General features: G+C 44.2%; 12 protein-coding genes. 4 read left to right on the top strand and 8 right to left on the bottom strand.

The features are described 5' to 3' along the window. Positions 1 to 121: 121 nt before the first annotated feature. From tyrA to nagZ, 3 genes are all read right to left on the bottom strand, one after another. Complete coding sequence (tyrA, locus tag BS333_RS02550; protein ID WP_021710266.1) at positions 122 to 1,249, bottom strand: bifunctional chorismate mutase/prephenate dehydrogenase; 1,128 nt, start codon at positions 1,247 to 1,249, stop codon at positions 122 to 124. Between the two features lie 25 nt (positions 1,250 to 1,274). Further along, on the bottom strand, positions 1,275 to 2,348 hold the full coding sequence (locus BS333_RS02545) for a 3-deoxy-7-phosphoheptulonate synthase (protein ID WP_021710265.1): 1,074 nt from the start codon (positions 2,346 to 2,348) through the stop codon (positions 1,275 to 1,277). A 261-nt stretch (positions 2,349 to 2,609) separates the two neighbouring features. After that, positions 2,610 to 3,593: a beta-N-acetylhexosaminidase gene (nagZ, locus tag BS333_RS02540; protein WP_021710264.1), complete on the bottom strand. Its 984-nt coding sequence runs from the start codon at positions 3,591 to 3,593 to the stop codon at positions 2,610 to 2,612. A 100-nt stretch (positions 3,594 to 3,693) separates the two neighbouring features. Between nagZ and BS333_RS02535 the strand changes: the two genes are divergently transcribed. Beyond that, entirely contained in the window at positions 3,694 to 4,803 is a 1,110-nt protein-coding gene (locus BS333_RS02535) for an anhydro-N-acetylmuramic acid kinase (RefSeq protein WP_021710263.1), read from the top strand. Positions 4,804 to 4,877: 74 nt separating this feature from the next. Here BS333_RS02535 and BS333_RS02530 read toward each other — a convergent pair whose 3' ends face one another. Beyond that, the gene (locus BS333_RS02530) at positions 4,878 to 5,219 is read right to left on the bottom strand and encodes a DUF2799 domain-containing protein (RefSeq protein ID WP_173391656.1); all 342 of its coding nucleotides are present in this window, start codon (positions 5,217 to 5,219) and stop codon (positions 4,878 to 4,880) included. Positions 5,220 to 5,468: 249 nt separating this feature from the next. Between BS333_RS02530 and BS333_RS02525 the strand changes: the two genes are divergently transcribed. The 3 genes from BS333_RS02525 to btsR all read left to right on the top strand — a co-directional run bounded on the left by BS333_RS02525 (position 5,469) and on the right by btsR (position 9,520). Continuing rightward, a complete protein-coding gene (locus BS333_RS02525; protein ID WP_021710261.1) occupies positions 5,469 to 6,953 on the top strand; it encodes a carbon starvation CstA family protein in 1,485 nt (494 codons plus the stop codon). Positions 6,954 to 7,077: 124 nt separating this feature from the next. Then, positions 7,078 to 8,745, top strand: a complete 1,668-nt coding sequence (locus BS333_RS02520) for a sensor histidine kinase (protein WP_021710260.1) — start codon at positions 7,078 to 7,080, stop codon at positions 8,743 to 8,745. A 46-nt stretch (positions 8,746 to 8,791) separates the two neighbouring features. After that, entirely contained in the window at positions 8,792 to 9,520 is a 729-nt protein-coding gene (gene btsR / locus BS333_RS02515; RefSeq protein ID WP_021710259.1) for a two-component system response regulator BtsR, read from the top strand. 123 nt (positions 9,521 to 9,643) lie between these two features. Here the strand turns inward: btsR and ispH are convergent, their stop codons facing one another. The 4 genes from ispH to ileS form a co-directional block, all read right to left on the bottom strand. Then, entirely contained in the window at positions 9,644 to 10,609 is a 966-nt protein-coding gene (gene ispH, locus BS333_RS02510; RefSeq protein WP_021710258.1) for a 4-hydroxy-3-methylbut-2-enyl diphosphate reductase, read from the bottom strand. 23 nt (positions 10,610 to 10,632) lie between these two features. Then, complete coding sequence (gene fkpB, locus BS333_RS02505; RefSeq protein WP_021710257.1) at positions 10,633 to 11,064, bottom strand: FKBP-type peptidyl-prolyl cis-trans isomerase; 432 nt, start codon at positions 11,062 to 11,064, stop codon at positions 10,633 to 10,635. 129 nt (positions 11,065 to 11,193) lie between these two features. Continuing rightward, complete coding sequence (lspA, locus tag BS333_RS02500; RefSeq protein ID WP_021710256.1) at positions 11,194 to 11,700, bottom strand: signal peptidase II; 507 nt, start codon at positions 11,698 to 11,700, stop codon at positions 11,194 to 11,196. A 95-nt stretch (positions 11,701 to 11,795) separates the two neighbouring features. Next, positions 11,796 to 14,657, bottom strand: coding sequence for an isoleucine--tRNA ligase (gene ileS, locus BS333_RS02495; RefSeq protein ID WP_021710255.1), 2,862 nt, complete (start codon positions 14,655 to 14,657; stop codon positions 11,796 to 11,798). Positions 14,658 to 14,694: the final 37 nt, after the last annotated feature.

Here is a 14,694-nt window from a genome sequence, read left to right as displayed (position 1 = left end):
CGCGGCTCTTTCCGTTTAATTCAGCGTGCCTTACAACCAATGACCTTGTATAGCTAAATAATCTTGTATAACTAACTTAATAACCTTGTGTAACCAAATGACTTCAAGGTACTTGACGATGTTATCCTCGATGAAGGTTATCATTGGCTTGCTTTAATAAGTTCTGACTCTCGTTCATAAATTGCTGAGAGTACTCTCCAAACCAATCACTGACTTGTTCAAAACTCTCGACAAATACAGCCTTATCTTGACTATCAAGAATGCTAAGCGCTTGACCAAACCGTTGGTGGAATCGCTTAATCATTTCGATATTTTCTTGAGATGACAGGATAATATCTCCGTAGAGGTTGGGATCCTGACCAAATAAACGCCCGACCATGGCAAGTTCTAAACGATAAATCGGCGAGCTGAGTTTCAACAGTTGCTCAATATTTGGGTTCTCTTGACTTAAGTGCATTCCGTAAGCAAACGAAGTGAAGTGACGCAATGCTTGGATCAACGTCATACCATGATCGTGCTCTTGTGCATCGATTTGGCATAGGCTTGCCCCCCAAATACCGAACTGCTGCAATAACCATTGATATTGCGCTTGCCCACGACCATCACAGTAAACAATCACCTGTTTCGCTAAACTTGCCACATCGGGACCAAACATTGGATGTAAACCCACAACTGGACCTTGGTGAACGTCTAACATCGCTTGCAACGGTTTGGCTTTGATAGAGGTCAGGTCACACAAAATACAGTCTGTTGGTAGATTACCCAATTTTGCTATCACACCTTCGGTAAGGTGAATAGGAACGGTAACAACAACTAAGCCAGCATCTTTTAAAATTTCATCTGCGCTATCCCAGTCCTGGCTCCCCAGAACTTTAACTTCATAACCCGATAGCGTGAACATACGGCCAAATAAACCTCCTAACTGGCCATGACCACCAATAATAACCACTGAGCGCAATTCTGGGTTCAAACACTTAAAACCGGAATCTTTCTCGCTGGCATAAGACTCACGCATCGTTCGACGAAGAATGTCTTCGATCAGCTGTGGAGGAATCCCCATTTTTTCAGCTTCAGCTCGGCGTGATGCCAGCATGGCAGCCTCACGATCTGGGGCGTAAATTGGCAAACCGTGTTCGCTTTTTACTTCACCCACTTTCTCTACTAGGGCTAAACGCTGAGCGAGTAGCTCAAGCATTTGCTTGTCGACCGCATCAATTTGATCGCGTAATGCGTTAAGTTCAACTGCCATTGATGTTCCTTAAATCAGTTCCGTTTTAGCCTTTAAGGCGATTTTCTAAGAAAGGCACCAGCTCTTCGTGTGCATGACGTAATAGTGCCTCAGTTGACGCCCAATTAATACAGGCATCAGTGATAGAAACACCATATTGCATCTCATCAAAAGTAAGGCTAGAAGGCTGATTGCCTTCATTAATATGACTTTCAATCATCAGACCAATGATGGATTGATTACCCTCACGAATTTGATGGATCACATCTTCTGCCACTAATGGTTGGCGACGGTAGTCTTTACGAGAGTTCGCATGACTACAGTCAACCATCAACGAAGCCTCTAAGCCAAATTGTGCCATCTCCTGCTCACATTCAGTCACCGAAACAGAGTCGTAGTTTGTTTGTTTACCGCCACGTAAGATAACATGACCATTCGCGTTTCCTTGCGTGGTCAATAGTGCCACCTGCCCTTCGCGGTTAATTCCCATAAAACGGTGACCTGATGCTGCAGCCTGCATAGCATTAATCGCGGTTGCTAAGTTACCATCGGTACCATTTTTAAAGCCGATAGGCATTGATAATCCACTGGCCATCTCACGGTGAGTCTGTGATTCAGTGGTTCGAGCACCAATCGCCGCCCAACTAAAAGTATCGGCTAAGTATTGTGGGCTAATTGGGTCAAGAGCTTCTGTCGCTAGTGGAATTTCCATCTCAGCCAATTCAACAAGTAATTCACGCCCGACATGCAGACCATGTTCAATGTCGAAGCTGCCATCTAGATGTGGATCATTGATAAGACCTTTCCAACCCACTGTCGTTCGAGGTTTTTCAAAGTAAACACGCATAACAATATACAGTTGATCGCTGAGCTGTTCTGAAAGTGCTTTTAGACGTTTTGCGTAATCCTTTGCCGCTTCAACGTCATGGATAGAGCAAGGCCCACATACGATTAACAGACGATGATCTTTCTTGTGAATAATGTCTGCGATGGTTTGACGGGACTCTTGAATAAAACGACGAGCCTTTTCACTCAGAGGAAGTTTCGCTTTGAGTTCCTCCGGCGTAATAAGGACTTGCTCTTCGCTAATGTTAATGTTGCTCAATTCACTTCTTTGCATAACTCAACCTGTATACTTTAATTTACACCCACTATTCCATTGGTGGGACAACTCAGCTTTATTGACAAGATAACAGGCTAAAAAAGATTTACAACCGTACAAAATAAAAAACATTAAGTGTAAAATTAAATTTACATAAATATAAAAAGCCGAAGTACTGAGCACTTCGGCTTTTGATGCATGTTCTTACCAGTTTACGTCCAACTCAAGCAAAGCATTTTTTATAACCAAATCACCTTAAGGCACTTGGCTATGGAGTGACTAACCAATCAAACGCTTCATCGCTTCAGTCGCCTCTTTCCATTCTTGAGAACGTTTTAGCTCGCTCAATGAAAAGTTTTGCTTTTTCAATAAAGCATCGGCAAGAGGAACAGACGTGATGGGCAAGTGATCAAGCACTTCGACTTGCGCATCGCGCTGGTTGCAAACCAACAGCATGTCACATCCCGCTTTTAATGCTTGCACACCACGCTCAGCAGGCCCTCCCATGATCGCAGCCCCTTCCATGGTTAAATCATCAGAGAAAATCAATCCCTTAAAGCCAAGTTGCTGGCGTAAAACCTGTTTTAGCCAGAATTCTGAACCACTTGCTGGCTGGTCATCATAATGGGAGAAGATCACATGAGCAGGCATCATCGCATCTAGAATCCCTGCATCAATGTGTGCTTTAAATATCGCCATGTCTTGTTCGAAGAGATCGCTTCGGTCATCATAAGGGGTTTCTAAATGAGAGTCAGCAATCACGCCACCATGACCAGGGAAGTGTTTACCTGTCGTTGCCATACCGATACTCTTCATCCCCTGCATGTAAGCTGTGCTATGACGCAAAATGGTCTCCATATCGTCACCAAAAGAGCGATTACCAATGGCTTTACACTGATGGCCTTTATCCAGTACAGGAGCAAAGCTCAGATCAATGTCGTGAGCGATAAGCTCTGCTGCCATTAGCCATCCCCCCATACGCGCTAGCTCTTCGCCATTAGAATGTTTGGCATATTCTTGTGCGGCAGGGATAAGTGAGAAGCCTTGACGAAAACGCTGAACACGTCCGCCTTCTTGGTCAACACCAATCAAAATCGGACGCTTCGCGGCTTTACGAATAGATGTCGTCAGCGCTTGAAGTTGCTTACTGTCGTGGTAGTTACGAGTAAATAAAATCAAGCCTCCTACGGTTGGATGTGCCAAAATTTCTCTATCTTCTGCAGTCAGTTCGTATCCTGCAACATCAACCCATAACGGTCCCATGATTTCTCCTTAAACTCGGCTAAATATCTCGTCTTCGATGAGGTTATTCGCTTAAGAATTGCTTTACAATAAAGGAATTGAATTATTAACGAGATCAACCGTGAATCATAGTAAACTGTATATTGGTGTTATGTCTGGTACCAGCATGGATGGCGTGGATGTCGCACTGGTTGAAATAGAAGGCGAACGTGTCCGTTTACTCGCACACCATGATTACCCTATGCCTACTTCCCTTAAACAGTCGATTTTATCGGTTTGTACCGGGCAAAAAACCGACCTTAAAAGCATTGGCGAGCTTGACCACCAGCTAGGGCATCTATTTTCTGATGCGGTGTTAGCCTTATTGGATAAGTCTGGCTATTCTGCACATCAAATCCGAGCCATAGGAAATCATGGTCAAACGGTCTTTCACCAACCGACAGGGGCTTATCCATTCAGCACACAATTAGGCGATGCCAATATCATTGCCGTGAAAACAGGCATTGATACCGTCGCTGATTTCCGTCGTAAGGACATCGCTTTAGGTGGGCAAGGTGCCCCACTCGTTCCCGCTTTTCACAACAATATCTTCGCTATGCAAGACGCGACAACCGTTGTGCTTAATGTGGGTGGGATTGCCAATATCTCAGTATTGCACCCTCAACAAGCGGTCACGGGTTATGATACTGGCCCGGGTAATATGTTGATGGATGCATGGTGTGAAAAGCACACTGGCCAAGGCTTTGATAAAGATGCTCTGTTTGCCTTATCAGGCCAAGTCCACCCAACATTACTTCAGCAACTTTTACAAGATCCTTACTTCACTCTATCCGCACCTAAGAGTACGGGAAGAGAGCACTTCAACCTCGACTGGTTAAATCAGCAATTGGTTCACCACACAATCTCGGCTCAAGATGTCCAACGTACACTTTGTGAATACTCCGCTGTGACGATTGCCAATGAGGTAGAAAAGTTCGCTTTTGGTGATAAGCCTCAATTGTTAGTGTGTGGCGGTGGGGCTAAAAATCCTTTATTAATGGAACGTTTGGCTACATTGCTAGCAAAATGGCACGTCTCGACCACTGATACACAAGGCGTGAGCGCTGACTACATGGAAGCGATGGCATTCGCTTGGTTGGCTCAGCGTTATATGGATGGGCTCCCAAGCAATTTACCCGATGTTACCGGGGCAAGTCGCCTCGCCTCGCTTGGGGTCTTGTATCGAAAATAAGCTGGGATAAAGATGAATGCCTGCCACGCTTGTACAACCATTTATTTTGCTGACTGCTGAGCATAATGTCGCGGCTAATCGTTATAACTGTCCCAGCCTCGTTGCCACTCCATACGAAATTGCTGCGATTGAGGAGTCCCCTCACACACCCCTTCATAGTATTGGCCAGAGAGCCCAATTTGATAAGCAAACTCTGGATTACAATACTCCGTTACCCCTTTTAGATAGCCTTGGTCATAGTCTCCTTGTTGTACTTGACCAAGACGACTCAACTCTTTAACGGTACGCGCTGGACGTCCCACGACACCGTCTTGGTAGCCAACCTGATACCAATCCCCCGCCTTTACTAGCTCTTCCGTGGTTGAAACACACCCTGATAGTGAAATAAATAACAAACTTAACATTTTCTTTTTTATCATTTTTCTTACCGATTTATTACTAGATTCTTGTCTAAAAAGCTTACCACTAAAGAGCATGATTTTCTGGATATCTCTTACGTGCCAACGTTTTTAACGCAGTCACATAAGCTAGACCGCTTATCTTTAATATCGACCACTCATTTTCCTATTTGACCACTCATTCACTCAGCGAATGTGCAGGTTTTATTTAGTGATACCATGATCAGTAAATGTACTATCCATCCAACTTAACCAAGGACAACTGCTATGATGTGGTTTTTAACCTGTGTCGCAGCCCTCATCGGCGGATACTTTATCTACGGCGCTTTCGTTGAAAAGATTTTCGGTATCAATGAGAATCGCCAAACCCCAGCCCACACCAAAACCGATGGCGTTGACTATGTACCAATGTCAACCAAACGTGTTTACCTCGTTCAACTGCTTAATATTGCTGGCGTTGGCCCTATTTTTGGCCCAATCATGGGCGCGCTTTATGGTCCAGCTGCCATGCTTTGGATTGTTTTAGGCTGTATCTTTGCAGGGGCAGTACATGACTACTTCTCAGGTATGCTTTCGGTTCGTAACGGCGGAGCATCAGTCCCGACAATAACAGGTCGTTATCTAGGCAATGGCGCAAAACACTTTATGAACATTTTTGCTATTGTCTTATTGCTACTTGTAGGGGTTGTGTTTGTTTCTGCACCTGCAGGTATGATCACCAACCTTATCAACGAACAAACCAGCTTATCCGTCAATATGACGACCATGGTTGTCGTGATCTTTGCGTACTACATTATCGCGACAATCGTACCGGTCGATAAAATCATTGGTCGCTTTTACCCTCTCTTTGGCGCACTTCTGATCTTTATGTCTGTCGGTCTGATGACCGCTATCGCTGTCTCTAGCGAGCACAAGGTTATGGGTGACTTCGCTTTCGCAGATATGCTCACTAACTTGAATCCTAATGATATGCCATTGTGGCCAGCCCTGTTTATCACCATCGCATGTGGTGCGATTTCAGGCTTCCATGCCACTCAATCACCTCTGATGGCGCGTTGCATGGAGAATGAGAAAAATGGGCGCTTTGTTTTTTACGGTGCAATGATTGGTGAAGGTATCATCGCTCTTATCTGGTGTGCTATTGCCCTATCTTTCTTTGGTTCACTAGAGGGACTCTCAGAAGCGGTGAAAAATGGTGGTCCTGGTAACGTTGTATATAGTTCTTCTTTTGGTCTCCTAGGGGTCTTTGGCGGTATTGTTGCCTTCCTTGGTGTGGTTATTTTACCGATCACTTCTGGAGATACTGCATTTCGTTCTAGCCGTCTGATCCTTGCAGAATACTTTGGCATGGAGCAAAAAACGCTGCGTAACCGTCTGCTTATGGCAATGCCGTTATTCGTGCTTGGCGGTATCTTAACTCAAGTAGACTTTGGCATCATCTGGCGCTACTTTGGCTTCGCTAACCAAACAACCGCAGTCATGATGCTTTGGACAGCATCAGCTTACCTGCTTCGCCATAACAAGTTCCATTGGATTACCACTGTACCCGCCATTTTTATGACGACAGTATGTGTGACTTTCATTCTCAACAACAGCTCACTGGGCTTTGGTTTGCCGATGCAAATCTCAACCATAGCTGGCATTCTATTCGCTTTAGCGGCCACGGCTTACGTTATCAAAGTGTCGAAAGGCAAAGGTGAAAGCAATCTTGCTGATGAAGAGAAACCAAACATCGCGTCAGAGTCCGCATAAATACGCCGATATCGATGCATTCGTTATCAACGATAGATAAGCTTCAGAGCCTGCCCTGCGCAGGCTCTTTTTTATTTCTCTTCTCAGTTACAATAAGATTATTACTTCTCGGTTTAGGCTCACCATGGAATTGATCCTCTCTCTTTTACAACAAATGTGCGTTTACTTAGTCTTAGCTTATATGTTGAGTAAGACACCGCTCATCCTCCCTCTTCTGAGCATTTCTTCACGTCTAAGCCATCGTATTCTTTGTTACATACTGTTCTCCGGCTTTTGTGTTTTAGGTACCTACTTTGGTCTACAAATCAATGATGCGATTGCTAATACACGAGCAATTGGTGCGGTAATGGGAGGACTTTTTGGTGGCCCTGTCGTAGGTTTTGCGGTTGGATTAACTGGTGGTATCCATCGTTACACACTAGGTGGCTTTACCGACATTGCTTGTGCTATTTCAACCACAGCAGAAGGCTTGATTGGAGGATTACTTCACCTGTACTTTGTCAAGAATAATAAAACGTCAATGTTATTCAGACCTAGCATCGTGTTTGGCATTACTTTTTTAGCTGAAGTAGTTCAAATGATCCTCCTACTCACCGTCGCGAAACCATTTAACCAAGCCTATGAACTGGTCTCAGCAATTGCCGCTCCCATGATCATAGCGAACTCTGTTGGGGCCTCTTTATTTATGAGTATCCTACAAGATCGTAAAACCATTTTTGAAAAATATTCTGCCGCTTTCTCTCGCAGAGCCCTGAGTATTGCCGACCGCTCAGTAGGTATACTCAGCAACGGATTTAACAGTGATAACGCCGAGAAAATTGCCCGTATCATCTATGAAGAAACCAAAGTTGGAGCCGTTGCGATTACTGACCAAGAAAAGATTTTGGCTTTCGTGGGGATCGGTGATGATCACCATAAGCCAAATACCCCAATTTCTTCACAAAGCACGCTTGATTCAATGGAAAAAAATGACATCATTTACCTTGATGGTAGCGAGCGTACCTATCAGTGTTCACTAGCGCCTGATTGTAAATTAGGTTCTGCCCTAATCATTCCATTGCATGCTGGTAAAGACGTGGTTGGTACCATCAAACTCTATGAGCCCAAACGTAAACTCTTCTCAACAGCTAATATGTCGATGGCTGAGGGGATTGCTCAGCTGCTATCAAGCCAGATCTTATATGGTGACTATCAGCAGCAACAAACACTGTTAGCTCAAGCTGAAATTAAGTTACTGCATGCACAAGTTAACCCACACTTTCTCTTTAATGCTCTCAATACCATCAGTGCCATTACACGCCGAGATCCTGATAAAGCACGTAAATTGATTCAGGACTTATCACATTTCTTTCGCAGTAACCTCAAACAAAATATCGATACTGTGACGCTCAAAGAAGAACTTGCACATGTAAACGCTTATCTATCAATTGAAAAAGCGCGCTTTACAGATCGCTTAGAAGTAGAGATTGATGTTCAGCCTGAGTTGCTCGATATCAGACTACCGAGCTTCACGCTTCAGCCTTTAGTTGAAAACGCCATTAAGCATGGTATCGCTCACTTACTTGAAAATGGCAAAGTAAAAATATACAGCCAGCCACATCCAAAAGGTTATCTGATCACCGTCGAAGATAATGCGGGTTACTATCAGCCTCCAGTAGAAAATCATACCGGTTTAGGCATGGAAATCGTTGCCAAACGCCTTTCTCATCAATTTGGCAGTGATTCAACGCTAAAAATCGCTTATAAAAGGCATCAATTTACTAAAATGAGTTTTATCATCCCAGTATCTTAGGTTATGCCACGCCTAACGATAAACCGCTTAGGAAAGGTGAAGTAAAATGTTAACCGCTCTTGTCATTGATGATGAACAGTTTGCTCGTGAGGAGTTGACTGAATTATTAAACGAAACGGGCCAAATTAAAGTCATTGGTGAAGCCTCTAACGCCATTGTGGGGCTAAAAAAGATCAATGAGTTGAAACCAGATGTTGTGTTTCTTGACATACAAATGCCTCAAGTCTCAGGAATTGAACTCCTGAGTATGCTTGATCCTGAAACAATGCCTTATGTGGTATTTATCACAGCTTACGATCAATATGCGATTCAAGCTTTCGAAGATAATGCCTTTGATTACTTACTTAAACCTGTTGATCCTCAGCGCCTCCACAAAACAGTGACACGATTGAACAAAGCGATTCAGCAACATACTTTAGTCCAACCCATCGCCAAGATCGCCCCAGATAGCCTTAAACAAATTCCATGTATGGGCCACAACCGAATTGTGCTGGTTGCAACCGCTGCCGTTGAATGTGCTTACAGTGATATTCGTGGTGTTCATATCCACTCAGAGAATCAAACCGTGAGCACTCAGCTCACCCTGAAAACACTCGAAGAAAGAACGGCTCTCGTTCGTTGTCACCGCCAATACCTTGTCAACATCCAAGCCATTCACGAAATTAAATTACTAGAAAATGGACTGGCCGAGATCATCACCCGAACTGGGTTTGAAATACCAGTAAGTCGACGTTATTTAAAGACTTTAAAAGAAATGATAGGGATTACTCATTAAGTCGAGTACGTTGCATACTCACCAGTCATCCCGCGTGACAAAATCATCGACTCCCTCACAACGCAGAAACACAAGAAACAAAAAAGCGACACATTGGTCGCTTTTTTCAACATTCAATCCAGTTTAATCGACTTGCTTAATTTGCAGCTCTTTAGGGACTTCAAAAAACATATTTTCTTCGCGACCCAGCACTTCATCGACCGCTTCGGCTCCGACCAGTGATTTGATGCGCTCTAAAATTTGATTCACCAACTCTTCTGGGGCTGATGCTCCCGCAGTCACGCCCACTTTCGCTTTATTAGTAAACCACTCCGGCTGAATGTCCTCAGGACAATCAGTCAAATAACCTGGCGTACCTAATTTTTCTGCAAGCTCTTTAAGACGAGTAGAGTTCGAAGAGTTTTTAGAGCCTACAACAATCATCACATCAACGTCACCAGACAACTCACGAACCGCATCTTGACGGTTCTGAGTCGCATAACAGATATCGTCTTTGCGAGGACCTTGAATATCAGGAAAAACACGTCTGAGCTCTTCGATGACATCGGCGGTTTCATCAACAGAAAGCGTCGTTTGGCTCACGTAATGTAAGTCCGAAGGATCTTTTACTACGGCTTTAAGTTTGACAACATCTGCCGGTGTTTCAACAAGGTACATGCCCCCAGTTTTACTAGCGTACTGACCCATAGTACCTTCCACTTCAGGATGGCCTGCATGGCCAATAAGCACCACTTCCATATTACGTCGACTCGCGCGAGCCACTTCCATATGAACTTTGGTCACTAAAGGACAAGTTGCATCAAATACGGTGAGATCACGAGATTTAGCCTCTTGTCGAACCGCCTGAGAAACACCATGCGCAGAAAAAATCACAATATTGTTATCTGGAACTTCATGTAATTCCTCAACGAAGATAGCACCACGCTGTTTTAAACCTTCAACCACATAACGATTGTGGACCACTTCATGTCTCACATAAATTGGTGGCTGATACATTTCTAGTGCACGCTCTACAATGCTGATTGCACGATCAACACCTGCACAGAAGCCACGTGGGTTAGCTAACAAGATTTTCATTTTATTGCCCATTGGAATTATCTTTTTCTCAATAACTATTCTACTGACAAAATCTCAACTTCGAAAGTCACGTCTTGTCCTGCAAGAGGGTGATTAAAGTCTACTGTGACTGAATCGCCAGCAATCTCGGTAATAATACCCGGAATGTCCATACCATCTGGCCCAGTAAATGCCATGATCGTTCCCACTTCGACCTCCGCTTCACCCACAAACTTCGCACGATCCATATGATGAACGTTATCTGGGTTAGGTTGGCCAAAAGCATCTTCTGCTTTCAGTTCAATGCTTTTCTGTTCATCAACCTGCAAGCCTAACAAGCACTGTTCGAAGTTTGGACTTAAGCTGCCATCCCCCATCACAAACTGAGCAGGTTTACCCATATTATGGGTGCTATCGGCAACCGAACCATCGCTCAATTTGATAGAGAAATGTAACGTTACAGTGGAGTTAGTATCAATCGGTTTCACGTTATTGCTTCCTTGTTCTTAAGCGTTCATCCTTGAATGAACACTCGTTATTTTATTAATCTCGCAACAAAATAATAAAAAGCGTCGTACGAATCAACGCACGACGCTTAAATTTTTATTGTGAGGTGATTACTTTTCTACACCTTTTTTGCGAAAACCATCCAAGATGATCATTGCAGCACCAATACAAATGGTTGAATCCGCCAAATTGAAAGCAGGCCAATGGTAGGAACCCCAGAAGAAATCTAAGTAATCAACCACAAAACCATGCACGATGCGATCAAACACATTACCAACGGCACCACCAATAATTAGAGCATAAGCAATATTATTCCACTTCTCTGTCGCCGGTAATTTACTCATCCAGTAAGTTAACAGACCTGTCACACCAAATGCGATCGCACTGAATAACCAACGCTGCCAACCTTCTTGATCACTGAGGAAGCTAAAAGCAGCGCCATAGTTATGCACGTACAAAAGATTAAAAAAGGGCAGGATTTCGATGCGATGATCCCATCCATACCCCATCTTATCCATTACCAAGAACTTGATGCCGATATCAGCAATAAAAACTAAAACCGCTAGCCACAACCAGCGAACCCCTGATTGTTTTAATGTGAATGTTTTCTCTGTCATGACTCCACCTACAAACAGCCCCAGCGAAAACTGGGGCTGTGGGATATTAAAGATAATACGTCTTGCGCTTACGACTCAATGAGTCAGACAATGGATTAAGCAAACTTACGTACTTCGCCTTCACCATCAACGTTAGAAGCACAGCGGCCACAAATTTTCTCGTGGTTAGCCACACTACCAACATCTGCGGTATGGTGCCAACAACGGTCACATTTCTCACCCGCTGCTGCTGCAACTTCAACCCATAGACCATCGATATCTGTTGCACTTGCTTGGTCTGTTTTCTCGCTCAATGGCTTAACATGCGCACCAGAAGTCAATAGAACAAAACGCAACTCATCTTCTAACTGATTAAGTTTTGCCACCAACGCTTCATCAGCAAATAGCGTAACTTCGGCTTGAAGTGCACCACCGATGATTTTTTCTTTACGAGCATCTTCGAGTAGCTTATTCACCGCACCACGCACTGCTTGAATTTCTGCCCAAAACTCGTTGTTCAGTTCTTCACCTTGTGCAAGGCCGAATAGCCCGTCAAACCACTCGCCAGTAAAGACGAATTTTTCACGCTTCTCACCAGACGGTAACAAGCTTGGCATTTCATTCCAGATTTCATCGGCGGTGAATGACATAATTGGCGCCATCCAACGAACCAAAGCTTCTACGATGTAATAAAGTGCCGTCTGACAACTGCGTTGAGCGTGACCACCACGTTTCGCGGTGTACTGACGGTCTTTGATTACATCAAGGTAGAATGATCCCATTTCGATAGAACAGAAGTGCATTAAACGTTGAGTCACCGCATGAATGTTGTAGTCTTCATAAGCTTTAATGATATCTGCTTGCGCTTCTAGAGCACGACCAACAGCCCAACGGTCCAACGACACCATTTCTTCAGCAGGAACAATGTCAGTGGCTGGGTTAAAACCATTTAAGTTTGCTAGGAAGAAACGCGCAGTGTTACGAATACGACGGTAAGCATCCGCTGAACGTTTTAGAATTTCATCCGAGACTGCCACTTCACCTGTGTAGTCTGTAGAAGCAACCCACAAGCGCAGAATATCGGCACCTAGTTTGTTCGTCACATCTTTTGGTAAAACAACGTTACCAATCGATTTCGACATTTTGTGACCTTTACCATCAACAACAAAGCCGTGGGTCAATACTTGCTTGTATGGTGCTTCGTCTTTCATCGCAACGGATGAGATCAGAGATGACTGGAACCAACCACGATGTTGATCTGAACCTTCGAGGTAAAGATCAGCGCTGTGACCATTGAATTCTTCACGAGCGTCAACAACCGCAGAGTGCGTCACACCAGAATCAAACCAAACGTCAAGTGTATCAAGCACTTTCTCATATTGAGCAGCGTCATCACCAAGAAGTTCAGCAGCATCGACATCCCACCATGCTTGAATGCCTTTTTCTTCAACCAGCTGAGCAACCTTTTCGATCAACTCCAGCGTATTTGGGTGAAGCTCTGCCGTTTCTTTGTGTACAAATAGAGCGATAGGCACACCCCATGTACGTTGACGAGAAATACACCACTCAGGTCGACCTTCGATCATCCCTTCAATACGGCTTTGACCCCACTCAGGCATCCATTCAACATTCTTGATCGACTCTAGCGCTTTAGCACGTAGGCCTGCTTGATCCATAGAGACAAACCATTGAGGTGTTGCACGGAAGATGATTGGGGTTTTATGGCGCCAGCAGTGTGGGTAGCTGTGCTCGTAAGCATGGTGGTGAAGTAACGCACCTTTTTCTTTTAGAACATCAACAACCGCACCGTTCGCCTTGAATACATGTTGGCCTGCAAATAGCTCAGTATCCGGTAAGTAAACACCATTTGAACCCACTGGGTTCGCCACTTCTAGGTCGTATTTTTTACCAACCACAAAGTCTTCTTGACCATGACCAGGAGCAGTATGAACAACACCAGTACCAGAATCCGTTGTCACATGGTCACCAAGGATTGCAGGAACAGTGAAGTCGTAGAACGGATGTTGGAATTGAGTTAACTCAAGTTCACTGCCTTTGGCAAACCCTAGATTATGGAAATGCTCGATGCCAGCACGGTCCATTACATCTTTGGCTAACTCTGATGCGACAATAATACGCTCTGGTTTTGTTTCAGAAGCTTCATCACCTTCCACTTGGATAAGCACATATTCAAGGTCATCACGTAAACAAACCGCACGGTTTGCAGGCAATGTCCATGGCGTTGTTGTCCAAATAACGATAGAAACATCGCCTTCCCCTTCGTGACCTTCGGTAAGCTCAAATTTAGCTAGCAGTGCTGCTTCATCTGCGGCTTTAAAACGAACATCAATAGAAGGGGAAACTTTGTCTTTGTACTCGACTTCTGCTTCTGCAAGTGCAGAACCACAATCCGTACACCAATGAACAGGTTTGAACCCTTTCAATAGGTGACCTTTGCTAGCAATTTTGCCTAGAGCGCGAACAATGTTTGCTTCAGTTGCAAAGTCCATGGTGCGATATGGTTTATCCCATTCACCCATAACACCCAGACGCTTAAAGCTTTCTTTCTGGCCTTCAACTTGACCAGCTGCATATTCGCGACACTTCTCGCGAAACTCTGCTGCCGTCACTTTTTGACCTGGTTTGCCTACTTTCTTTTCTACCATCAACTCGATAGGTAGACCATGACAGTCCCAACCAGGAACGTAAGGTGCATCAAAACCTGAAAGTGTTTTGGATTTAATAATAATGTCTTTAAGAATCTTGTTTAGTGCGTGACCAAGGTGAATATCACCATTTGCATAAGGAGGGCCATCGTGTAATACAAATGACTTTTTGCCTTTTTTAGCTTTACGGATCTCACCGTAAAGGTCTTCTTTATACCAACGCTTTAGCATTTCTGGCTCACGATTAGCCAAGTTGCCGCGCATTGGAAACCCTGTTTCAGGTAAATTCAGGGTATCTTTATACTCACTCATCGATTCTTAATTCCGTTATATTGGGCGAAAGTTAGAC

It is taken from the genome of Vibrio azureus, from assembly GCF_002849855.1.
GTDB lineage: Bacteria > Pseudomonadota > Gammaproteobacteria > Enterobacterales > Vibrionaceae > Vibrio > Vibrio azureus.
This window is presented reverse-complemented; position numbering and strand designations above follow the sequence as displayed.

Coding starts and splice junctions, on each gene's coding strand:
- tyrA (WP_021710266.1), bottom strand. CDS start 1,249: ATGGCAGTTGAACTTAACGCATTACGCGATCAAATTGATGCGGTCGAC.
- BS333_RS02545 (WP_021710265.1), bottom strand. CDS start 2,348: ATGCAAAGAAGTGAATTGAGCAACATTAACATTAGCGAAGAGCAAGTC.
- nagZ (WP_021710264.1), bottom strand. CDS start 3,593: ATGGGACCGTTATGGGTTGATGTTGCAGGATACGAACTGACTGCAGAA.
- BS333_RS02525 (WP_021710261.1), top strand. CDS start 5,469: ATGATGTGGTTTTTAACCTGTGTCGCAGCCCTCATCGGCGGATACTTT.
- BS333_RS02520 (WP_021710260.1), top strand. CDS start 7,078: ATGGAATTGATCCTCTCTCTTTTACAACAAATGTGCGTTTACTTAGTC.
- btsR (WP_021710259.1), top strand. CDS start 8,792: ATGTTAACCGCTCTTGTCATTGATGATGAACAGTTTGCTCGTGAGGAG.
- ispH (WP_021710258.1), bottom strand. CDS start 10,609: ATGGGCAATAAAATGAAAATCTTGTTAGCTAACCCACGTGGCTTCTGT.
- lspA (WP_021710256.1), bottom strand. CDS start 11,700: ATGACAGAGAAAACATTCACATTAAAACAATCAGGGGTTCGCTGGTTG.
- ileS (WP_021710255.1), bottom strand. CDS start 14,657: ATGAGTGAGTATAAAGATACCCTGAATTTACCTGAAACAGGGTTTCCA.